This is a genomic window from Bradyrhizobium manausense (assembly GCF_018130615.1).
Lineage (GTDB): Bacteria > Pseudomonadota > Alphaproteobacteria > Rhizobiales > Xanthobacteraceae > Bradyrhizobium > Bradyrhizobium manausense_A.
The window spans coordinates 44583-66003 of sequence record NZ_JAFCKB010000027.1; the positions used below are offsets into that span (position 1 = coordinate 44583).

The 21421-nt window shown below is 63.3% G+C and carries 18 protein-coding genes and 1 pseudogene; 7 read left to right on the forward strand and 12 right to left on the reverse strand.

Annotation, left to right across the window (positions count from 1 at the left end):
* Positions 1–68 precede the first annotated feature (68 nt).
* On the forward strand, positions 69–935 hold the full coding sequence (locus JQ587_RS33445) for a hypothetical protein (protein WP_212428180.1): 867 nt from the start codon (positions 69–71) through the stop codon (positions 933–935).
* Positions 936–964: 29 nt separating this feature from the next.
* Here the strand turns inward: JQ587_RS33445 and JQ587_RS33450 are convergent, their stop codons facing one another.
* The 7 genes and pseudogenes from JQ587_RS33450 to JQ587_RS33480 form a co-directional block, all read right to left on the reverse strand.
* The gene (locus tag JQ587_RS33450) at positions 965–1138 is read right to left on the reverse strand and encodes an AbrB/MazE/SpoVT family DNA-binding domain-containing protein (protein WP_249154647.1); all 174 of its coding nucleotides are present in this window, start codon (positions 1136–1138) and stop codon (positions 965–967) included.
* A complete protein-coding gene (locus JQ587_RS33455) occupies positions 1138–2355 on the reverse strand; it encodes a GIY-YIG nuclease family protein (RefSeq protein WP_212428181.1) in 1218 nt (405 codons plus the stop codon). Before JQ587_RS33455 ends, JQ587_RS33450 begins: the two co-directional genes overlap by 1 nt.
* Entirely contained in the window at positions 2348–4525 is a 2178-nt protein-coding gene (locus JQ587_RS33460) for a DEAD/DEAH box helicase (protein WP_249154648.1), read from the reverse strand. Before JQ587_RS33460 ends, JQ587_RS33455 begins: the two co-directional genes overlap by 8 nt.
* The gene (locus JQ587_RS33465; RefSeq protein ID WP_212428182.1) at positions 4497–4781 is read right to left on the reverse strand and encodes a BrnT family toxin; all 285 of its coding nucleotides are present in this window, start codon (positions 4779–4781) and stop codon (positions 4497–4499) included. Before JQ587_RS33465 ends, JQ587_RS33460 begins: the two co-directional genes overlap by 29 nt.
* Positions 4782–4864: 83 nt before the next feature.
* A pseudogene (locus JQ587_RS33470) lies at positions 4865–7608 on the reverse strand (class I SAM-dependent DNA methyltransferase).
* A gap of 111 nt (positions 7609–7719) precedes the next feature.
* Entirely contained in the window at positions 7720–8949 is a 1230-nt protein-coding gene (locus JQ587_RS33475; protein ID WP_212428183.1) for a Spy/CpxP family protein refolding chaperone, read from the reverse strand.
* 352 nt (positions 8950–9301) lie between these two features.
* Positions 9302–10399 (reverse strand): LysM peptidoglycan-binding domain-containing protein, encoded by a 1098-nt coding sequence (locus JQ587_RS33480; protein ID WP_212428184.1) that lies wholly within the window; start codon positions 10397–10399, stop codon positions 9302–9304.
* A gap of 160 nt (positions 10400–10559) precedes the next feature.
* Between JQ587_RS33480 and JQ587_RS33485 the strand changes: the two genes are divergently transcribed.
* Both JQ587_RS33485 and JQ587_RS33490 read left to right on the forward strand, forming a co-directional pair.
* Positions 10560–11261 carry a hypothetical protein gene (locus JQ587_RS33485; RefSeq protein ID WP_212428185.1) on the forward strand — a complete coding sequence of 234 codons (702 nt, stop codon included), beginning with the start codon at positions 10560–10562 and terminating at the stop codon, positions 11259–11261.
* 145 nt (positions 11262–11406) lie between these two features.
* The gene (locus JQ587_RS33490; RefSeq protein ID WP_212428186.1) at positions 11407–14070 is read left to right on the forward strand and encodes a bifunctional diguanylate cyclase/phosphodiesterase; all 2664 of its coding nucleotides are present in this window, start codon (positions 11407–11409) and stop codon (positions 14068–14070) included.
* Between the two features lie 14 nt (positions 14071–14084).
* Here the strand turns inward: JQ587_RS33490 and JQ587_RS33495 are convergent, their stop codons facing one another.
* Together JQ587_RS33495 and JQ587_RS33500 are read right to left on the reverse strand one after the other, a co-directional pair.
* Entirely contained in the window at positions 14085–14771 is a 687-nt protein-coding gene (locus JQ587_RS33495) for an ATP-dependent Clp protease proteolytic subunit (protein WP_212303657.1), read from the reverse strand.
* Between the two features lie 12 nt (positions 14772–14783).
* Complete coding sequence (locus JQ587_RS33500) at positions 14784–15326, reverse strand: hypothetical protein (RefSeq protein WP_212428187.1); 543 nt, start codon at positions 15324–15326, stop codon at positions 14784–14786.
* A 330-nt stretch (positions 15327–15656) separates the two neighbouring features.
* Between JQ587_RS33500 and JQ587_RS33505 the strand changes: the two genes are divergently transcribed.
* From JQ587_RS33505 to JQ587_RS33515, 3 genes are all read left to right on the forward strand, one after another.
* Positions 15657–16016, forward strand: coding sequence for a hypothetical protein (locus tag JQ587_RS33505; RefSeq protein WP_212428188.1), 360 nt, complete (start codon positions 15657–15659; stop codon positions 16014–16016).
* Between the two features lie 88 nt (positions 16017–16104).
* Entirely contained in the window at positions 16105–16365 is a 261-nt protein-coding gene (locus JQ587_RS33510; RefSeq protein WP_212303660.1) for a hypothetical protein, read from the forward strand.
* A gap of 123 nt (positions 16366–16488) precedes the next feature.
* Positions 16489–18186: a GMC family oxidoreductase gene (locus JQ587_RS33515; RefSeq protein ID WP_212428189.1), complete on the forward strand. Its 1698-nt coding sequence runs from the start codon at positions 16489–16491 to the stop codon at positions 18184–18186.
* A gap of 136 nt (positions 18187–18322) precedes the next feature.
* On the opposite strand, the gene JQ587_RS33520 is transcribed toward JQ587_RS33515, so the two are convergent.
* The 3 genes from JQ587_RS33520 to JQ587_RS33525 form a co-directional block, all read right to left on the reverse strand.
* Positions 18323–20422, reverse strand: coding sequence for a methyl-accepting chemotaxis protein (locus tag JQ587_RS33520; protein ID WP_212428190.1), 2100 nt, complete (start codon positions 20420–20422; stop codon positions 18323–18325).
* A 149-nt stretch (positions 20423–20571) separates the two neighbouring features.
* On the reverse strand, positions 20572–20694 hold the full coding sequence (locus tag JQ587_RS36990) for a hypothetical protein (RefSeq protein ID WP_349629550.1): 123 nt from the start codon (positions 20692–20694) through the stop codon (positions 20572–20574).
* Between the two features lie 128 nt (positions 20695–20822).
* Entirely contained in the window at positions 20823–21005 is a 183-nt protein-coding gene (locus JQ587_RS33525; RefSeq protein WP_212303663.1) for a hypothetical protein, read from the reverse strand.
* A 150-nt stretch (positions 21006–21155) separates the two neighbouring features.
* On the opposite strand from JQ587_RS33525, the gene JQ587_RS33530 reads away from it, so the two are divergent.
* Positions 21156–21293 carry a hypothetical protein gene (locus tag JQ587_RS33530; RefSeq protein ID WP_212303664.1) on the forward strand — a complete coding sequence of 46 codons (138 nt, stop codon included), beginning with the start codon at positions 21156–21158 and terminating at the stop codon, positions 21291–21293.
* Positions 21294–21421 lie beyond the last annotated feature (128 nt).

Below are 21421 nucleotides of genomic sequence, written 5' to 3' on the forward strand. Positions count from 1 at the left end.
CACATCGCTGCTCCCTGCGACTAACCCAGGCCTCAACGACGAGGCGGGATTTCGGATGGGAGAGACCCGTGGCGCTTGCCTTGCCTTCGCGTGCGTATGATTTGCAGATGCTGGACCGTCCCGCCGATCGTGCGCGCGACCAGGGTTGGGTCTATGGCCTGCCGCCGGGCATCGAGAGCGAGCAATGGCCGCTCGATGCCGTCACCGGTTATCCGCTGATGCACGGCTTTACGCTTCTGCTGCCGGACGATTACCGCGTGCATGGCGAGGACATCGTCGCGGTGTCGTTCTTTGCCACCGCGCCGGATCACAATGACGGCGGTGCGCCCGATGATCCCGAGATTCGCGAGGCGGTGGCGGCCCGCACCCAGCATCCGCGCCTGTCCCGCATGACCGATATTCTCGATTACGAGTATGCGGCGCTGCTGCTGACCAGGGCCGAATATGAGGGTGCATTCGCAACGCCGCCGGCGCCGCTCGCGCTCGCGACGTCGGACCGGCCGCGCTGGCTGGATGTCGGCGGCGCCAGCGCTTTCCATGAAGCCGCAGCGCCCTACGCGAAGAAGATGTTCGCCGCTCCGCCGCGCGCCGACCTCGCCGAGAACCGCGCGATCGCGCTGATCCCGCGTGCTGAGGATCCCAATGCCGGCAAGGCGCCGCAGGACGAGCACAGAAGCCGCGTCGCACCGACCGGCTATCAATCGTTTTGCTACTATGTCGGCGGCATGCCGAGCCGCGACAATTTCCGCCTGCACGACTGGAGCAAGAACCACGCCCAAAACCATCTCGGCGGCACCATGCGGCCCTGCCAGTCCGTGCCCGAGATGAGCCCGTTCTACATCGAGTTCGAGGAATATTTCGGCGGCTACAATTTCGGCGGCGGCAACGCGCAGCTCGATTTCAAGAACATGAAGTTCGACTGGGCGTGCGGATAGTCCCTTTCACAACGATGCCGAAGCCTAGCTCATTTTGTCCAAGTGTCGGGCGTTTCCTTGGTTCCAACCTCGGCTCCAACCGCAGGAGCGGCCGAGATGTCGAGTTCGTCACCTTCTTTGAGAGCGAGCTGGTCTACCAGCTCTTTCGGAAGCTCGACTGCCAAGTCATCGTCCCATTTGAAAACCTTCAGCGTGGTGTCCATTAGGCTTGCGCCCCGCGCGGTAGCTTGCTGCCGTCGACGCGCACCAGCGCTGCTTTCGCCGGGTCGTAGGTATAACTTGTGATCGTCCCGTCCCTGATGCGGTCGACGGCTTCATCGATGACGAAACGCGGCGCCAAGAACCACTCGCGCGGCACGACGGGATTACCGAAGCGATCGGGAATCTCGATGTCGAGCTGTGCCGCGCCAAAAACGCGATGAATGAGATTTTCCAGCTTGGTGCGGTTGACGTTGTAGAGCTCGTAGGTCGCGACGATCTCGACGTCTGCCATGAGGAAGGTCGGATCGAGCTTTGCATTGGCGATGCGCTGCTTCACGTCGCCGCCCGTGACCCCGATCTTGTGCAGGACATTGCGGTGAGCCGCGACGGTCGGATGGTCCGATTTGCTCCGGAGTACGTAGACGATGCCGCTTGCCTCGTCCCCCTCCTCGTTGTCGTCGGCGAACAGCGGGCCGGCTGATGGCTCGATGATCCTCCGGCCTGCGGAATCCTGTTGCAGCGCCTTCTGCAACGAGCGCATCAGCAGATTGCTCTCGGTGCCGTTGTCGAAGATCACCCTCAGGCGGGCGTCGATGTTGCCATGCTCGTTGCTGAACGGCTCGTCCATGGCAGCGACATAGGCTTTCTGTCCGCCCAGAATATAGAAGCGCCCCGGCGCGATCTCGGACTTGCGCTCGAAACGTCGCGTCTGCCGGAAGCCGAGGCTGAGGTCCTTCTGGACCTGCTCGAACAGAGGTTTGAACGTGTCGAAATCCTCACATTTCTGCCGATTGGCGATCTCCTCGGCAGCACGCTTCTCGGCTGACGAACGAATGTGCCGGAGTTCGGTGATGTCATCAGGCCCGGCCGCCTCGACGCCGAGCTGCGACAGCAGTTGATCGTCGTCGAGCTGCTCTGCGAAACCCGTCGGCGCCGAGACGTGCTCCAGCAACCCTTGGCGATCGATCGGCGCCAGCAAGGTCCGGCATTCGTCGAGTTCGCGGAGACGATCGAGCCGCACCGCATAGAGCCGCTCGAAGATGTCCCGCTCTTCGCCGTGCTGCGGCGGATGACCATGCTGATCGACGAAACGTTGAATATCCTCGAAGCCGGCGATGATCCGCTCTTCCCGCGGTGTCCGACCGCCCTGCTTCCTGGTCTCGACCTCGACGCCCAGCTCTCCGAGCAGCGCGTCGTCCTCGTCGGTGAAGTCAGCCACGCGCCGCCTCCGCCTTCATGCGGGCCAGGAAAGCGACGCCTTCCGCCATGCGCTTCTCCCAGGCGTCGGCCGCCGTGATCGAGGGCAACCGGCCGCGCTCCTGCTTGAACTTCAAGGCGCGTTTGGCGAGATCGCGGGCTTCATCGGCGGTCATGCTGACACGCTTGGCCGAAATCGCGGCCTGAACCTGCTTCAGGCTTTCTTCGCTCATGGTCTTGGCGAGAATGGCGTAGGCCTCCCCGAACGGATTGATGCTGTCGATCAGGTCGATGTCCAACTCGCGCACATCCATCGCATATTTGCGGACACCATCGATAAAGGCCGTATTCGGGCCGGCCTCACCCGGGCCGTCGGCGCCCCCCAGGGCGACCTTCTTCGCCATCTGGGTCAGATTGAGCGCGGCAATTGCGTGCTGGCGCACGGCCTCCTGATCGCCCTCATCCAACTCGGGATATCTGTCCTTGATGATCTTGCCCAGCCGAAGCTGAGTCAGTTCGGCTGGAACCACTTCAGGGTCGAAAAGCCCGCGTTCGATCGCCGGCTTGTCCTGAACGAAAGCCGCGATCACCTCATTCAAATCCTGTTGGCAGATGCGCTGCGCCTCCTCGCTCTTGGGAGTGACCAGTCCCTTGATCTCGATCTGGAACTGCCCGGTGCCTTCATTGAAGCCGACATTGCATTTGGCGGGGTCATAGCCGCCCTCGCCGTAGCTGAATCCCTCGACCGCGCCGATTGCCGAATTCTTCGGCTTGAACTCGAATCGCGGCGCAAGCACCTGCTCCATGAGAAGGCTCGCCGCGATGGCCTTCAGCGTGTCGTTCACGGCCTCATTGACGTTCTCGGGCGAGGCATCGGGCTCGGCGATCAGATTGGTGAAGCGGGCGCGGGTCTTGCCCGGCGCATCGCGGGTGGCGCGGCCGATGATCTGGATGATCTCGGTCAGGCTCGAGCGGTAGCCCACGGTCAGCGCGTGCTCGCACCAGACCCAGTCGAAGCCTTCCTTGGCCATGCCCAGCGCAATGATGATGTCGACATGGTCGCGGTTATTCTTCTGCGCAGAATCCTTCAGCGCGGCGGAGACCCGGTCGCGCCTGGCGGCATCGTCGTCGACGAGATCGGCGATCCTGAGCACCCGCCCGGCGGGTGTCTTCACGAGCTGGAAGCCGGTCTTGGGATCGGTCCCCTGCCATTCGCCGAGGGACTCGATGATGTGCTCGACTTCCTTGATCTTGTCTTTTGTGCTTTCGCGGGCGTTGACGCTGGGGATGTGGACGATGGTCTTCTCGTCGGGATCGAGCACCTTGATGATGTCATCGGCATAGGCGCCCGAATAGAAGTAATAGCCGATATCCAGTTCCTTGAGATATTCGTAGCCGTTGAGCTGCTCGTAATAGGTGTAGGTGACCGGCTCGAACTTCGCCTCGTCCGTCGGCGACAGCACAGCTTCTGCGTCGCCCCGGAAATAGGAGCCGGTCATCGCCACGATATGGACCTTGTCGCGGGCGATGAACTCGCCGAGATGCTGGCCGAGCTTGTTGTCGGGATTGGCCGAGACGTGGTGGAATTCGTCCACCGCGATCAGCCGGCCGTCGAACGCCTCAACGCCGAACTTGTCCACCGCGAAGCGGAAGGTGGCGTGGGTGCAGACCAGCACCTTATCGGCGCTTTCGAGAAAGGCGCCAACGGAATTGACCTTGCCGCCATTGTCAGCGCCGGGGGCGTCGCAGAGATTCCATTTAGGCACGACGGTCCAGTCGGCCCAAAAGCCGTACTTCGTCAGAGGCTCGTCATGGAAGCTCGCGCCGATCGACTTCTCCGGCACGACGATGATCGCCTGCCTGATGTCCTGATTATGGAGCTTGTCCAGTGCAATGAACATCAGCGCCCGACTCTTGCCCGAGGCCGGAGGCGACTTGATCAGGAGGTATTGCTCGCCGCGCCGCTCATAGGCGCGCTCCTGCATCGGCCGCATGCCGAGCGCGTTGGCGCGGGTGGATTGCCCGGTCCTGGCATAGGTGACGGCGACGCTGGGGACGCCGGCCGGCGCCTTCGCCGGCCGCAGCTTCGCGGCGCGGAAGAACGCCTCATCCGCCTCCGCGATGTCGGCCGTGTCGATCGCCTCGTCCGGCAGGGCCGCCAGCTCAGCCAAGCGCTTTTTTGAGATAGACATCGAAATGCTTTCTTTCACTCGCCGTCGCCTTGCGGGCGCTGATGATGCGGATCTTGCCATTGCGCTCGGTATGGATGACGCAGACCACGACCAAACCGCCGAGCAGGCCAAAGCTCTTTTCGCGAGTCTCGCTTGTGCTGTCGTCCGGACCGGTCAGCACCGGCCCCTCGAAAATTTGCGCGGCTTCCGCAAAGGACAGCCCGTGCTTGCGCTGGTTCGCAATGTTTTTCTCGGGGTCCCATTCGAACCCTCTCATAGACGCCCCCATTTCCGCCGTTCATCATATGTTCCAAAATGGTGTGCGTCCAGAGTTCTTTCTCGCGATGATTGCAGAGCCGGTCAGGCCACATCCTTCGTCTTCTTGGCGACCGCCTTGGTGTAGAGCTCGAACAGCTTCTCCAGCCGCTCGGTGTCGTTGCGGAAGCGCCGCCCGATATAGACGCGCTCCAGCGTCTCGTCGTTGCGCTCATGCGCTTCGCGGAGATCGGCCGGCATTTGCTCGGGGTCGTAGAGTTCGGCGATCGTCGCGGGGAAATGCGCCTCGCGCGCGAGCAGGATGTCATCAGCGCAGCGGGTCAGGTCGGCCTTGTTCTTATCGGTGAGCGTCGGGACGGGAAAGGTGTTCCAGCCGAGGGTGTTTGAATATGAGAAATCCGTTCGCATCCGAACACAAACCGTGCCGATCCACACCCAATGCAGACGAGACGCAACTATCGCCATATTCCAAAGGGGGGCGTCGTATAATGCAAAGGCTTTGTTGTGCACAATCGCATGCGGTTCAGAAATGCCTATTGGCAGGTAGTCCCGATTTTCCGAGCTCACTATTGGCACAATCGTGAGCAAAGACTTGGCTTCATACTGATCCCGAAAACGATGTGGTGTAGAAGCCAGCTTTTGAGCCTGAGCGTCCTTTACTTTTTCCCTTCGAGCTTCCCTTACAGCCTCCACGCGCTGCCAAATAGCTGGGATTCTGCGCGATTCTCTTGCGTAATCCAGATGCAATGTCGCGGGTTTCCCGCGATGAATTCCTGTGAGCCGAACAGCGGGCGGACAAAAGATTGGGCACGCGGCTCGGCCGCAAGGAGAGCTTGCATTTCCGCGCTTCGCAACATGAGCGCATTTGCATAATATGGATGGTTTCCAAATTGCATTGAGCCGCGCCCATCAGGGACTTTAGTCTTCGGGAGAACAAAAACATTCTCAGAAGGAACCAGATAAGCATTTATGTTTTCGGCATGCCGAACGGTGACAGCATCATCGTTGCCTAACGCAAAAAGAATTCTAGCGCGCGACTTGTTATTAGTCAGCCCTATAATGGATACTGTTACACCTGCTTTGTGGCTGGCAAGGTTTGACCATTTGAATGATCCATAGGCGAAGCTAATTGATGTTCCGCTCGTCATGATCGTCGGCCAAAGCGCAGAGACCTGAATTCCCTGGCAGATCGAATTCGTCGTCACAAAAGCTGCTTCAGCAAGCGTTTGCTGCATAAAATCGGAAGCCTTAACGAACCACCCCGATACGTAGTCGAGCGAAAGAAGATCCCTGCATCGGCCAGAAAATGCAGCTTTCAACTCTGATTTTTGCTCATCGCTCTGGTATTTTCTGCCAAGATACGGAGGATTTCCGCAGACATACGTTTCGCCCCCTTCATTTTCAAAATCGATCTGGGCTTGATCGAGCGGAGCATGAAAAAGATCGTCAGCATGATGCTTGACGCCGGTTCCTGTCGGCGGGCAGATGCCAAGCCAGTCTAAACGAAGCGCATTCCCGCACGTAATCCAGTTCTCCGCATCAAGCGGCAGGAAATCCTGCAACGCCTCCTTTTGGCCTCGATACAGCACGTCACATTGATACTCCGCGATGATCAGTGCGAGCCGCGCGATCTCGGCGGGAAAATCCCGCAGCTCGATGCCACGAAAGTTGGTCAGCGGAATCTCTGTCCGCCGTTCCGGCTCGCCACGTCGCTGGTTGATCTCGGCCTCGATCGCTCGCATCTGCTTGTACGCGATGACGAGAAAATTGCCGGAGCCGCAGGCCGGATCGAACACCCGGATGCGCGCCATGCGATTGCGCAGGTTGAGCAGCTTGCGGGAATTGTCGCCGGCCTCTGCGAGGCGTTCGCGCAGATCGTCGAGGAACAGCGGGTTGAGCACCTTCAGGATGTTCGGCACGCTGGTGTAGTGCATGCCGAGCGCGCCACGCTCCTCGTCCTCGGCCACGGCCTGGATCATCGAGCCGAAGATGTCCGGGTTGATCAGGCGCCAGTCGAGGCTGCCGATGTGCAGGAGATAAGAGCGCGCGATGCGGCTGAAGCGGGGCACGTCGAGGCTGCCGGAGAACAGGCCGCCATTGACGTAAGGGAAGGCGTCGGCCCAGCGCGGCAGGTCCGCTGCGGGCCGATTCTTGATCGCGATATTCATCGCCCGGAATACGGCACCGATCACCTCGTGCGCGTTGGTGGCGTCGCTCATCTGCGCGATGGTCGCCGTGAACAGGTCGTTGCCGCTGAAGATGTCGGTGCTCTCGGCGAAGAAGCAGAAGATCAGCCGCGCCATGAAATGGTTCATGTCGTGGCGACGCTCGGAGGTGCCCCACTCCGGATTGGTCTTCAGCAATTCGACATAGAGCCGGTTGAGCCGGCCGGTGGCGCGGATGTCGAAGGCGTTCTCGCGGATCTGCTTGACCGTGGTGATGCCCGCGAGCGGCAGGAAGAAGCCGAAATGATTGGGAAACTCGGAATAGGGACAGGCGACAGTCTCGCCGCTAATGAGATCCTCGGCCTCGAACATCACGCCGTCGGTTGCGAGCACGAACTTCGCCTTGGCGCGCGACGTTGTCGAGCTCGCCTTCAGCGCAGCGAGCTTTGCCGTGACTTCGCCCGGAGCGGCAATCGCGATGTGGATGTTGCCGGTCTGGAGGACGCCGCCGAGGTCGGAGCGGTTAGTCTCGCCCTTGCGCAAACGCTTGAGCGTGGTTTCCTTGTTGCCGAAGGCCTGGAGGAAGGCGAAAGGGAACTCAACGGCGTCAAACGGCTGTTCGGCGAGAGCCGAGATGGCCTCTTCAATCTCAACTGCGTTCATAGAGCCCTGGCCCGGGGATGTCCGGGTACAGGAGTGCCCCAGATGGCGAGCCGTGGCAACTCCCGGGCGGAACAATCAAGAAGAAGAGGTCGCGACGTACCGGTCTACCCCTCACGTCCCCCGCTTCGGCCCGATCGCCTCGAAGCCGGCCTTCTGCTCGTCGCTCAGATCCGCCTCGAAATCATCGAGCGCATCCGCAACGCCGCTGACTACCTGCTGCATCGTCTGCAGGCGTGCCTTCACGGCGGCGAGGCGCGCTTGCGGTGTCGTTTCCGCCTTCATCGGGCAGGGGCTCAGCGTGTCCATGGTGCGCAGCGTGGTGTCCTGGAGCACGTCGAGCCGGGCGCGGCCGGTGTCGTCGAGCTTCAGCGTGCCGGCAATGTCGGAAGCCGGCCATTGCTGCTGCACGAGCTGCTCGTACTGGCGCTGGGCCTGCACATCGTAGCGGGGATCGTAGTTGGGATCGCAGGCGGATGCCGCCGGCGCGTCCTTGCGCTGGGCCGAAGCAAGCGCTGCTTGGCGCTCCCGGGCCAGCGAGTCGAGCTTTGCTTTCTGGCCGTCATCGAGGAGATCGACGAATTTTGCGAGCGGCGCGGCGAGGGCGTTGCTTGCCTTGATCATCGCATCCAGACGGGTCTGCATCACCCCGAGGCGCTCCGCCGCCGTCATCGGGGGCTGCGCCGGACACGAGGCACGAATGGCATCGCGCGCTGAAGTCCAGGCACTCGCGAGCTCGTCGAGCGCGGTGCGCTGCATCTCGTTCGGCTGCACCGTGGCTGCGATGCGGTCGACTGGCAGGCCGCCGGTATCGCTGCTGTCGCAGACCATCTCCGCCGATGGGACTCGTCGCGCGCGACGGCCTTGCGGCGCGGTGTAGGCGGCAAGCTCCGGCGCCGCATAGGGCGCGAAGATCGCGGCATAGATATCGCCATAGCCATAGAGCGAGAGGCTGGTCGTATCGCCGAAGATGACTGCCGTGGTGAGATCGTCATGCGCGAACGGCCAGAACACGGGACCGATCCAGCCATAGCTGCCGTCGGGATGACGCCACCAGCCTTGCGGCCGGCGACCGCCGTGCCAGCCCGACAGCGCAGCCTGCGCCGTCAGTGCCGCGCGCAGGACGTAGGGATTAGCGGGTTGACCGCGCTCGCCACGCGGATCCTGCGACCTCAGCGCAGCGGAACGATAGCGGCCACCCCGCATCGCCATGCGGGCGTGGCGCAGCCGCGACAGGCCGATGACGTGACCGACGGCGAAGCGCGCAACACCAAGCGGCCCGCCGCGCAGTCCGAACTGCGCCTTGGCCGTATTCGGCAGGAGCACTGTCAGAGCGACCAGCATTGCGCCTGCCAGCGCCAGCCTCAAGCGTGATCGCGATATGACCACCGAGCTGACCACTTCTGGCCCTCCTCCAGCGCAACGGGCGCATCGCGCCACACGGAGAAGACTCGCCGGGGAACCAATTGTTCCGCGACGAGACGGTCAAAGCGTCGCACAATTGCGACGATGCGACTGCCGCTCGCCATGCCCCGTCGTGACGGGGCTCGCCCCTTGGTGCGAGCCACGATGCGCAATGGCGCATTCGAGATTCCATCAGGCAGCGGCAATGTCGGAACGATGGATTCGGGGCTCGTCGCTTCGCGACGCCGCGGAATGACCGCCGATGTCGACCGCGGCAACGACGCGTCGAACTTCACTGCGCCTTTTGCGGCATCACGACGGTCTGGCCGGGATAGATCAAATTCGGATTGCGGATCTTTTCGCGGTTGGCGTTGAAGATCACCGCGTAGCGGGCACCGTCGCCGTAAGCGAGACGGCTCAAGGCCCAGAGGCTGTCGCCGCGGGAAATGACCCGGCTGCCGCCGGCCTCTCCCGACGTCGTGCTGAGGATCTCCACGGGCGAGGCCGATGCGACCGTGGCGGCCGGGACCCTCGCCATGCTCTTGGGCTTGGACGGACCCATCATGCGCGGCCGAACCGCCGACCGATCCGGCGTCGCGGCGAGATGCGGCGACGGCAGCGATGCGACGATATCCGATTTGTCCGGCGTTCCGGCCGGTTTCGCTGCGACAGTGACGCGCGCCGGCGGCGGCGCGGCTTCGGCAATCGTCACCGGCATGGTGCGGCTGGATTGCAGCACGGTGCCGTCCGGCGCCCTGGCGCGCAGCGCCAGCTCATAGCTGCCGGCGGGAAGCTTTGGCGGGGTCATCACGAACTGCCCCGACGCGTCCGCCACTGCGCTGTCGATCGGCTGGCCGTCGCGCAGCAGCTCGACCTTCGACCCGGGCGCGGCCTGACCCGCGATCACGGCGGCCTCGCCATGATCGTCGACGCGGGCGACATCGAAACGCGGACCGGCGTCTGCAGCTGAAGGCTGCGGCTTGCCCGGCGCGATGTCGGCCAGCGCCGTGACCTGCTTCTGGGTCTCGGCGAGCGCGTCCGCCTTCGGCGCACCGGCCGGTGCGGGCGAAGCGGATGGCGCGGGTGGTGCGACCGCGGCGAGTCTTGGCTCTTCGGTCTTCGATTCCGCTTTGAGTTCGACTTTGGCTTTGGCCTCGGTCTTCCCCTCAGGCTTGCTCTCGGGTTTGGCTTCAGGCTTCACTTCAGGCTTCACTTCAGGCTTCACTTCAGGCTTCACTTCAGGCTTCACTTCAGGCTTGGCGACGACCGCAACCTCGGTGCTCGCACTGCCCGGCAGCATGTGGCGGAGCTCACCCGGGCCGATCACCAGCACGGTGCCGACGACCGCGAGCAGGCAAAATGCAATGAAGGCCTTGGATGCGGTGATCATCGTCTCAAACCTTGATCGAAAACTCTGGATCGCAAATCGACCCCGGCAAATTGCGCCGTTTTGGCCACGGCAGCAAGACGTTCAATGGGATGAACCGCCCCCTCTCCCTCCGCGTCAAATGAGCGAGGCCGCTTCGCGGTATTTTTAAGGGATTTTCCTCGTGACCGCATTTTGTCGCGCCGCATCATGGCTGGCGCTTTCCCTCACGCTCGCGGCGTCTCCCGCGCTGGCCGCCTCCGGCCCGCCGCCGGGCTTCGTCCTCACCGACGATGCCGATCTCGCCTTCACCTCGCCCGACGGCGCCACCAAGCTCGAGCAGTACATGAAGGACAGTGACGATCTTTTCGGCGTCAAATGGCAGGTCTGGGCGCGACAGGGGGAACGGATGACCGAGCTGAAGCCTGAGCAGGGCTACGGCGCCGGCTTCCGCTTCACCAACGACTCTCAATGGCTGGTACGCATGCAGAAGACCGGCTCGGGCGAACAGGATCTGTTTCTCTACCATGTCGAGAACGGCGCCTTCGTCAGCGCGACCAAGAAATCGCTGAGCGATCTCGCCTGGGCCTATTTCTACAGCCGGCCGGAGACGAAGCACTTTGCCAAGCTCGACTTCCACATCACGGCCAATCTCTTGAAGGGCACGGAAGAGGCCTATCGCTGGCTCGGCGTGGACTGGCCTGACAACCGTTACCTCGTGATCGGGCTCGGCGGCCAATACGACAAGCATCCGAAAAACACCCTCATGAAGGGACTGGGCGGCTGGCAATGCCGCTATGACCTCCAGACCGGAAAATTCGACGTGCCGGCGATCTTCGCCAAGGAGAATGCCGAGGCGTTGAAATGGGAAGTGAAGCGGGAGTGAAGCCCGCTCCGGAGCCACATCGCATCCTGCGCCCTTCCGGCCTCGCGCCAACTCCCTGATTTTATTCCGATTCATAGTTCCCTAACCCTGACTGGTAACGGGGTCTTGTCGGTTTTGCTGCATCTTGCATCCCAGGGAGGACGGGATGGGCGCATCAATCCGATGGACCGCGCGCTTGCGCGCGCTGCTTCGCCGTTGGCGGGGCGCGCCGCTGACGTGGCTGATTGCCGGCGGCTTCGTGCTGATGGCGGCGATGGCCATCGGCACCGGACTTACCGTCGACCGCTTCCGGCAGAACGCCATCGAGAGCGGCCGCGACAGCCTGGAAAGCTCGGTCCGCCTGCTCGCACGGCATTTCGACCGTGAGTTCGAGGATTTTGCGGTACTCCAGAAGAGCATCATCGCGGAACTCGAAGGCCATGGCATCGATTCCGCCGACGTGTTCCGCAGCGAGATGGGCACGCTCGCGATGCACGAGGTGCTGCGCGCCAAGGCCAGCGGCTGGTCCGACGTCGCCGGAGCCAACGTGTTCGATTCCACTGGCGTGCTGATCAACTCGTCGCGGCGCTGGCCCGTTGCCGACATCTCGATCGCCGATCGCGGTTATTTCAGCCGGCTCAAGAACGATCCGGCTTCGCAGGAAGAGATCGAGGTCGTGCCCGGCCGGTTCGGCAACGGTCCGGCGATCGTGTTCGCACGGCGCGTGTCGGGCCCGCATGGCGAGTTCCTCGGCCTGGTGTCGCGCGCCGTTACCCCGGAGCAGCTCGAATCCTTTTTCGCCTCGACCGGCCTCGGCGAGGAATCCTCGATCGCGATGCACCATCAGAACGGCCAGCTGCTCGCGCGTGTTCCGCATGCCGACGACATGATCGGCCGGAACTACCGCACCGGCTCGCCCGAGCAGAAGGCCATCTTCGAGCGCAGCTTCGTCACGACCGAGCTCGCAAGCCCGATCGACGGCAAGGATCGCCTCGTCGCCTCGCGCATGCTGACCGGCGAGCCGCTGGTCGTGGTCGCCACCAAATCGCTGGACGCGACGCTCGCCACCTGGCGCACGCAAACCAAATTCTTCGTCACCGTGGCAGTGCTGTCGATCGGGCTGCTCGTGCTCACGCTGTTCCTGATCTTCCGACAGGTCACGTACCGCGTCTCGCTGGAGAAGCAGCGGCTCGACACCGCGATGAACACGATGACGCAGGGCCTTCTGATGTTCGACCAGGACGAGCGGCTCATCGTCTGCAACCGCCGCTACATCGACATGTACGGGCTCTCGACCGACGTGGTGAAGCCCGGCGCCTATTTCCGCGACGTGATCCGGCATCGCGCCGATACAGGCTCGTTCGACGGCGACGTCGATTCCTATTGCGACGGCATTTTGGACAGCGCCGGGCAGACCCAGAGCAATGTCGTCGAGACGTCCGACGGACGCCTGATCGAGATCAAGAACCATCCCGGCACGGCCGGCGGCTGGCTCGCCACCCATGACGACGTCACCGAACGCATCCGCGCCGACGAGCGCATCGCCCACATGGCGCATTACGACGCGCTGACCGACCTGCCCAACCGCGTGCTGATGCGCGGACATCTGGAACGGCGCGTGGCAGAGCTTGCCCAAGGCAAGCCGTTCGCGATCCTCTATATCGACGTCGACGAATTCAAGGGCGTCAACGATTCGCTGGGGCACGAGGTCGGCGACGAATTGCTGCGCCAGGTCGCCGGCCGCCTGCGCGCCTGCGTCAGCGGCAACGACATGGTGGCCCGACTGGGCGGGGACGAGTTCGCGATCGTCAAGGCCGGCACCTGCGACCCGGCTGAGCTGACGATGCTCGCCGAACAGATCCTGAATGTGCTGCGCATGCCGGTGGACTGCAAGGGCCAGGAGATCTCGACCGATGCCAGCATCGGCATCGCGATCGCGCCCGACCATGGCGACAATCTCGAAGACCTGCTCAAGCGCGCGGATCTCGCGATGTACGCCGCGAAATCAGAGGGACGCGGCACCTTCCGCATCTTCGTCCCCGACTACGACGCCAAGGCGCGGCAGCGCCGCCAGCTCGAGCTGGATTTGCGCCAGGCGCTGGTCCGCGGTGAGTTCGAGGTGCACTATCAGCCGCTGGTCGATCTCTCCGCCAATATCGTCACCGGCTGCGAGGCGCTGCTCAGGTGGCACCATCCGGAGCGGGGCATGGTCTCGCCCGCGGACTTCATTCCGATCGCGGAAGACACCGGCCTGATCGGCGAGATCGGCGAATGGGTGTTGAAGCAGGCCTGCAACGAGGCAGCTTCCTGGCCCGGCGACATCCACATCGCGGTCAACGTCTCGCCGGTGCAATTCCGATCCAAGACGCTGGCGTTGAAGGTTGCCTCGGCGCTCGCGGAGTCGGGCCTGGCACCGGGGCGGCTCGAGCTGGAGATCACCGAAACCGTGCTGATCCGCGACGACGAGGAGGCGCTGACCATCCTGCAGCAGCTGCGCGAGCTCGGCGTGCGCATCGCGCTCGACGATTTCGGCACCGGCTATTCGTCGCTGAGCTATCTGCACCGCTTCCCCTTCGACAAGATCAAGATCGACCGCAGCTTCATCAGCGACATCGGCGAGCCCTCGGATTCCTCGCCGATCGTCCAGGCCGTGGTGCACATGGCCGCCGCCCGCCACATGGCGACGACGGCGGAGGGCGTCGAGACCGAGGCCCAGCGCGAGGTGCTGCGCCAGCTCGGATGCAGCCAGATGCAGGGCTGGCTGTTCAGCCCGGCGGTGCCGGCGGCCAAGCTGAAGCAATTGCTGTCGAAGCAGGCGGCGGCAGCTTGAATGCGCTGCCCGAGCTAGCGGGCCGACGTGCGAACCAGGCTATCGACGATGCCGGAGCCCTCGTCGACCAGCTGCTGGCCGCTCATCCAGACATCGCGGCCGGCGATCCTCTTCCGCATCATGGCAAGCCAGGCCGGCTTGACGCCGCGGATATCGAAATCGTTCTGATAGAGATCGTCAGTGGCTGCAGTCTCCGTGATCTTGACCACTTGCGAGATAACAGCTCGTTCGGAGTCACTGAGCTCGCGCCGCTTCAGATCTTCCTTTGCAGTTCGATCCAGGCTGGCCTGGTGAAACATGAAGTAGGCTTCGGGATCGGCCTTGCGCTCGCGGCCTGCGAGAAAAATCGGAACGCACATGGACGCGCAGACGCCGGCCTTCTGAACCAGCGTGTCAATTGCGCGATCGCGCCCGCGGATCGCGGCAACGACCGTGCGCCCATGTTCGACCGAGCCGCCCGGCGAATTCAGAACGAGGACGAGCCGACGCGAATCCGTCTTGTAACGGTCGAGCGCGGCGGCGACGCGCTCGCGCATCGGCTCCTGCACGGGCCCGCTCCAGCCCAGCACGATGCGGTCCGGCTCCTCGTTGATGGACAGGGTCTGTCGAGACGCCACATCGCCGGAGCCGGACGGCAATTGGAAATAGCCCCAAGCGAGAAGGATGCCGCCGATCCAGACCAGTGTCTTGAGCAGTGTCACGGAAGGACGCCTTCACGAATTGACGGCGTTCAAGAAACCGAACAGCGCAACGAGATCGAGCAGGGCCATCATGCCCACCGCGAAAATGAGCGAGAACGTGCGGTTCCAGAGCTTGGTGTCCGCGGCATAGAAGATCGAGACGGCCGAGCGGTCCTTGGTCGAGCGCACCGGCACCAGCGCTTCGCCGCCGCCGCTCGAAAAGAACATCAGGAAACTATGAGGGATCGGTGCCTGATCGGGCTTCGCGGCCGATTTGATCTTGGCGTTGCAGAAGGTGATCACGAAGTTCGTTCGTTCGCACTTCCCATCCGTGACTTGCAGATCGTAGGCCGGCTGCCAGGTCCCGGAAAGCCGATGGTCGCGCCAGAGGTCCGGACCATAGCCGACCAACAGGTGGTAAAGCCCCGCGGCGCAGGCCACGAGCATGATGAACCAGCGAAACGGATGGCTTCCCTGAGCCATCTCGTTGGCGACCCGGCTGGAGGTGACAGTCGTGCCGGCATTGAGAGCTTGTGCAGCCGCACCAACTCCGGATTGACGCTTGCCGAACGCCATTGCGGTAACTCCGGACATTCAAATCGGCGGCAATCTACGGCTGCAACCCATAAGATAGGGCTAAAACGCCTCCGCAAATCCTCATGATGCCAAATTTGCATCAAATGCCGTCGAAGCGGCGGCCTGAGGCCGGCTGCCTCGCCCGTCATTTCGGACCATGACCGCGCCCTGTCCTGAAAATAGGATCAAACCTCGCACCTCGCAGTTGTCGCGCTGCTGAGACGACCGGGAACCCCGAACCGGCGGGCATCAGCCAACATTGCATCACGCGCATCGCAGGCGGCTTGTCGCCTGCGATCGGTTGCGCGCGTGCACATCGAGCGAGGCGACATGGCGATCGTAACGTTCAGGATGATCCCACTCATAGCAGCCGCTGCCGTGATCGGCTTTACCGCGCAGGCGCGCGACGACGGCCGCTACGCAAACTCACCGCTCAAGGGCTGGTTCGAGAGCCTGCAGAGCAAGGGCGGTGGCCCCTGCTGCGCCGATGCCGATGGCACCGCGCTCGATGATGTCGATTGGGAGACGCGAGGTGGACACTATCGCGTCAGGATCCTGGGCGACTGGATCGAGGTGCCTGACGATACCGTGATCACCGGGCCGAACCGCGTCGGCCGCACCATCGTTTGGCCCTATTACGTCAACGGCCGCCCCATGATCCGCTGCTTCATGCCCGGCAGCATGACGTGAAGTGAGCTCTCCCATGCCGGGCAGTGCGCCGCCTCCAATCAGCCGATCGGAGCCTTGTATTCGCGCGGCGTTTCCATATCTCAGGGACATGATGAAGCTCACACGCGTTCAGGACCAGGCCATTCAGGCGCTCATGGCTGGCATCGTCGGCGCCGAGACGTTCGATCACGTCTTCGCGGGCATTCGCTTCGACGAAATCGAGGGCACGATGCTCTACGCCTTCGCCAGGAACGAGGACGTCGCGTCCGACATCGAGGACAGCTACTCGCCCCTCATCGCTGCCGTTGCATCGCGGGTGCTGAACAAGCAGGTCGACGTCGTCGTCGTGATGCCCAAGGTTCTTCAATAAGGTCCTGCAATAAGGTTCTGCAATAGCGTCTTGACGCAACCCTGCGCCTGCATGGCCGGTGGCGTGACCTCCGCCTAAAACCACGCTACCCTCCTCTGACAAGAACAAGAGGAAACGCCAATCGTGTACGACTTCATTATCGTGGGCGGCGGCTCGGCAGGGTCCGTGCTGGCCCACCGGCTCTCCGCCAGGAGCGCCAACAAGGTCCTGCTGTGCGAAGCCGGACAGGATACGCCACCCGGCAACGAGCCGGCCGAAATCAGGGACAGCTATCCGGGCACCGCCTATTTCGATCCGCGCTTTCACTGGACCGAGCTCAAGGTCACGACCCAGGTCGTCAGCCACAACAATCCGGACGAAGCGCGGCCGCCTTTGCGGAAATACGAGCAGGCGCGCGTGCTCGGTGGCGGCTCCTCGATCAACGGCCAGATGGCCAATCGCGGCGCACCGACCGATTACGACGAATGGGAAGCGCGCGGCGCCGAGGGCTGGGCGTGGGCCGACGTGCTGCCGTTCTTCAAGAAGGTGGAGCGTGACCTCGATTTCGACGGCCCGTATCACGGCAAGGACGGCCGCATTCCGGTGCGCAGAATTCCCAGGGAGCACTGGACCCGGCACTCGCAGGCCTTCGCCGATGCCTTCCAAGCGGCCGGCCATCAATATCTGCCGGACCAGAACGGCGAGTTCGTCGACGGATATTTCCCGGTGACGCATTCCAACCAGGCCGAGCAACGCGTCTCGGCCGCGATGGGCTATCTCGATCGCGACACCCGCAAGCGCGCCAATCTGACGATCTCCACCAACACGCAGGTCAAGGAACTGCTGTTTGAAGGCACGACCTGCGTCGGCGTGAAAGCTGTCGTCGACGGCAGCGAGCAGGAATTCCGGGGACGCGAGATCGTTCTCTCCAGTGGCGCCATCCATTCGCCGGCGCATCTGTTGCGCGCCGGCATCGGGCCGGTCGGCCACCTCAAGGAGTTGGGCATTCCGGTGCTGATGGGGCTGGCGGGCGTCGGCCAGCGCCTGATGGACCACCCTTCGATCTCACTGTCGTCCTTTGTCCGCCGCGGCGCGCGCATGAACGAGCACACGCGACGCCACATGCAGCTTGGCCTGCGTTATTCGTCAGGGCTCGCCGGCGTGCCGAAGGGCGACATGTTCGTCGTCGTGCTCTCCAAGTCGGCCTGGCACGCGGTCGGCGCGCAGATCGGCTCGCTGCTCACCTTCGTCAACAAGACCTATTCCGAGACAGGGCAGGTCAAGCTTGCCTCGCGCGACCCCTCGGCCGAGCCGATCGTCGAGTTCAATCTGCTGTCCGACCGGCGCGATCTCGAACGCCTGATGAGCGGCTTCCGCAAGATGGCGGCCATTCAGATGAGCGACGTCGTGAGGAGGGTGACGGACAAGCCGTTCCCGGCCGCCTATACCGACAAGGTGCGCAAGATCGGCGTGGTCAATACCAGGAACAAGATCCTGACGAAGATCGCCGCGACCCTGATGGACGGGCCGGCGGCGCTGCGGCATTACCTGATCGACAATTTCGTGGTCGAAGGCTTTACCTTCGATGACGTGATCAACGACGACGAGGCGCTGGAAGCCTTCGTGCGCAAGGCCACCATCGGCGTGTGGCACGCCTCCTGTTCATGCCGGATGGGCCGGGCCGACGATCCGATGGCGGTTGTCGACACCCAGGGCCGGGTCAAAGGCATTCAGGGCCTGCGGGTCGTCGACGCCTCGATCTTCCCGGTGGTGCCATGCGCCAACACCAATTTTCCGGTGCTGATGTCGGCGGAGAAGATCGCAGCCGCGATGATGCAGTGATGGCGCTGACTTTGTAGGGTGGGTTAGCCGAAAGCGTAACCCACCATTGTTCATATCCGCAGGAACGGAAGAGGTGGGTTACGCCGCGCGACTGCGCTTCGCGCAGTCGTTCGTCTAGCCCACCCTACGAACCTTTCTACGCCGCCCTGAGATCGCCGACAAAGCGGTCGACGTCGCGCTTGAGATCGTCCGACAGGCGCGCCAGCATCTTGGCGGAATCCAGCACTTCGCCGGCGGCGGCACCCGTTTGCCCGGCGGCCTGCGACACGCCCGAGATGTGCCGCGAGACTTCGTTGGTGCCTTGCGAGGCCTGTTGCACGTTGCGCGCGATCTCGCGCGTTGCGGCGCCCTGCTCCTCGACGGCGGCGGCGATCGCGGCGGCGATCTCGTTGACGCGCTGGATGGTGGTGCCGATCGACTGGATCGCGGTCACCGAGGAATGGGTCGCGCCCTGGATCGCGGCGACCTGTCCCGTGATCTCCTCGGTCGCCTTCGCGGTCTGCGTGGCGAGGTTCTTCACCTCGGAAGCGACCACCGCAAAGCCGCGGCCGGCCTCGCCAGCGCGCGCCGCCTCGATGGTGGCGTTGAGCGCGAGCAGATTAGTCTGCTCGGCAATGCCCGTGATCAGCGCGACCACGTCGCCGATGCGCTGGGCAGCATCGGCCAACGCCTGCACCTCGCCATTGGTGCGATCGGCCTCGCTGGCGGCAGCGCTCGCGATGCTGGAGGATTCCGCGACCTGGCGGCTGATCTCGCTGATCGAGGCCGAGAGCTCTTCCGTGGCAGCTGCAACCGTCTGCACGTTGGAGGATGCATCGCCGGACAGGCTCGCGACCGAGGCTGCCTTGGACGAGCCTTGTTCGGCGGTCGACGACATCGACTGCGCGGTGGCGTTGAGCTCGCCGGAGGCCGAGGCCAGCGTGTGCAGCGATTCCGTGACGGTCTTCTCGAACTGCTCGATCAGCTGGTCGACGGCAAGCTGGCGACGCTCCTTCTTCGCCTGCTCTGCAGCCTTTTCTTCGCCGAGGCGATCACCCGTGATCATGTTCTCCCTGAACACCGACACGGCACGCGACATATCCCCGATCTCGTCGCCGCGCTCGATGCCTGCGAGCTCGATCGCATAGTCGCGCTCGGCCAGCTTCTGCATCGCCTGCGTCAATTTGCGGATCGGCGTGCTGACGCGGTTCTGGACCAGGATGAAGCCGAACACGGTGATCGCGAGCGCCACCAGCATCATCGCGCCATTGAACACGAGGCTCCATTTCGCCGACGTCATCTGCTGACCGGCGCGGGAGACCATTTCGGCGAGCGCGACCTGGCCGGCCTCGACGCTGTAATTGAGGATCGCGGTGTTGAGCTTGGAGAGATCCTCGATCTTGATGTCGATGCTCTGGTTGTTGCTCAGCGCTTTGATGAAGCCCTGCTGGCGCTCGGTCATGGCGGCGGCGTCGCCCTGCTTCGAGCGCACGATCACGTCGGCGAGGGCTGCGGGCGCGTCGGGGCGGCCAGCGACCTCGAGCACCTGGCTCCAGGCCTGCTTGGCCCGGCCGGTATCCTCGGCAGCGCCGACCATGTCGGCAGCGCTCCAGGGCTTGCCGGCCGCAGCTGCAGCTTCGAGCCGGATCGCGACCAGCCCGCCGAAATTGCGTGCGGCCCAGGCCGATTGCTTCACCCCAAGCAGATGATCGACCACGGGATCGCTCAGCTTGAGCGCGTTCTCGAGCTCGCCGGTCAGCGCCAGGATCGTATCGAGATAATCCTGGGCGGCCTTGCGGAACTCGTCGCCTACCTTGGCGTCTCGCTGCGCCTTGGCCTGATGGATCTGGGTTTCAGCCTTCGACCGCATCGGCACGAGCGCATCATGGATCGCGACGAACTTGCTGGTCGCAGCGGCCAGACGGGAATCGCTCACGCCGGCGAGGCGCTCCAGCACGTTCTTGTAGGCCGCTTCCGACAATGCCCTGTTGGTGGCGACGCGATCGTCCGCATTGGCGTTGGCCGGTGCTTCCGCGACCAGCGCCGACAGGAAGGTTCCGCGCTCCAGCCGGAAGCCGAGCAGGGTCGCGAACAGCTGCTGGTCGGTGCTGGCGAAGCGCTCGACTTTCTGAGCGGCGCTGTTGCGCTCGATGGCGGCGAACAGCCCGGTCGAGAGCTGCCCCACCAGGAACAGGCCGAGGACGCCGATGATGGCGCCGAGAACAGAACGAATGGAGGGATTGCCGAACAATGCCATAGGGAGCGCCGGGTCTCTGAATCTGAAAAAGATGCAGAATAGTACCGGCGTGCCCCTAAGATTTGGTTCACCAAACGCGTCCGCGGCACGCGCGCGCGAGGTTCAATCCAGACCTGTCAGGGGGTGGCGATCTCAGGTCCGATAGAGGCTCACTTCGTCCGCTTGGTGGCCTGGATCTCGACGAACTCGGCGTCCGGATGGCTGACGATGGTGGCGAACATGATGCCGCTGATGATGAGCGACCAGGCGGTGTCCCAATAAATCCAAAACACTTTCCAGCCTCCGTTTTGCCAGCCTCCGTTGTGGCACCCTTCGCCCGCGAGACCGGGACAACGGCGGGAAGAAGCTGCCGTTCCCTGGAGATCCCGTGGCCGGGGCCTGCGGCTTGAGCAAGCGAAGCTTAGCGCTTCCTGATGTTGGTCGGCGAGCCCTTGCGATCGGTTTGACCGGTGTGGCGCTTTGCCACGACGTCTTCATCTCCGGCGCCTTGGCGCGGGCGCGGCGGCGGCTTGGGCTGGCCGGACTGGCCGCCGTGCTTGCCGCCCATGTCGGGTTTGCCTTCGAGGTCGTTTTCGCGGGGCATGCCGGGACAATGCGGTCACACGGCAATGGTTCGTATTTTGCTCGCACGTTGTTCGGCTGTGAACGAGTTCATAGGATCGTGGCCGTTTGCAGCGCAGAATGGCTCGCGCGCTTCGGGCGCATCGAACCTTCGACCGACGGATTTGGCCTGATGCGGAAGCAACTGGTCGCCTGGACCATCCTGACCTCGGCCTTCCTAGCGGTCGCCGTGTGGACCGTGCTCGGCCCGCCCGACCGGCCGGCCAGCCCGCATCTGCCCTCGCGCGACCTGACGGCTTCGGTGCGCTAGATCGTCATTTTGACGCGTTTTCTTGACGCGAACCGGCTTCCGCTTCGTTTGAAAAAGCTTTGCAACCGATACAATTTCAGCATCGATCAATCCCAATTGGAATTTGGTGCAAAGGAACACAAGCCGCT

Bases quoted from the DNA above. Each gene is read 5' to 3' on its own strand.
- JQ587_RS33450 (WP_249154647.1), bottom strand. From the start codon at position 1,138: ATGGACACCACGCTGAAGGTTTTCAAATGGGACGATGACTTGGCAGTC.
- JQ587_RS33480 (WP_212428184.1), bottom strand. From the start codon at position 10,399: ATGATCACCGCATCCAAGGCCTTCATTGCATTTTGCCTGCTCGCGGTC.
- JQ587_RS33530 (WP_212303664.1), top strand. From the start codon at position 21,156: ATGCGGAAGCAACTGGTCGCCTGGACCATCCTGACCTCGGCCTTCCTA.
- JQ587_RS33525 (WP_212303663.1), bottom strand. From the start codon at position 21,005: ATGCCCCGCGAAAACGACCTCGAAGGCAAACCCGACATGGGCGGCAAG.
- JQ587_RS33460 (WP_249154648.1), bottom strand. From the start codon at position 4,525: ATGTCTATCTCAAAAAAGCGCTTGGCTGAGCTGGCGGCCCTGCCGGAC.
- JQ587_RS33490 (WP_212428186.1), top strand. From the start codon at position 11,407: ATGGGCGCATCAATCCGATGGACCGCGCGCTTGCGCGCGCTGCTTCGC.
- JQ587_RS33500 (WP_212428187.1), bottom strand. From the start codon at position 15,326: ATGGCGTTCGGCAAGCGTCAATCCGGAGTTGGTGCGGCTGCACAAGCT.
- JQ587_RS33510 (WP_212303660.1), top strand. From the start codon at position 16,105: ATGATGAAGCTCACACGCGTTCAGGACCAGGCCATTCAGGCGCTCATG.
- JQ587_RS33505 (WP_212428188.1), top strand. From the start codon at position 15,657: ATGGCGATCGTAACGTTCAGGATGATCCCACTCATAGCAGCCGCTGCC.
- JQ587_RS33465 (WP_212428182.1), bottom strand. From the start codon at position 4,781: ATGAGAGGGTTCGAATGGGACCCCGAGAAAAACATTGCGAACCAGCGC.
- JQ587_RS33520 (WP_212428190.1), bottom strand. From the start codon at position 20,422: ATGGCATTGTTCGGCAATCCCTCCATTCGTTCTGTTCTCGGCGCCATC.
- JQ587_RS33475 (WP_212428183.1), bottom strand. From the start codon at position 8,949: ATGCTGGTCGCTCTGACAGTGCTCCTGCCGAATACGGCCAAGGCGCAG.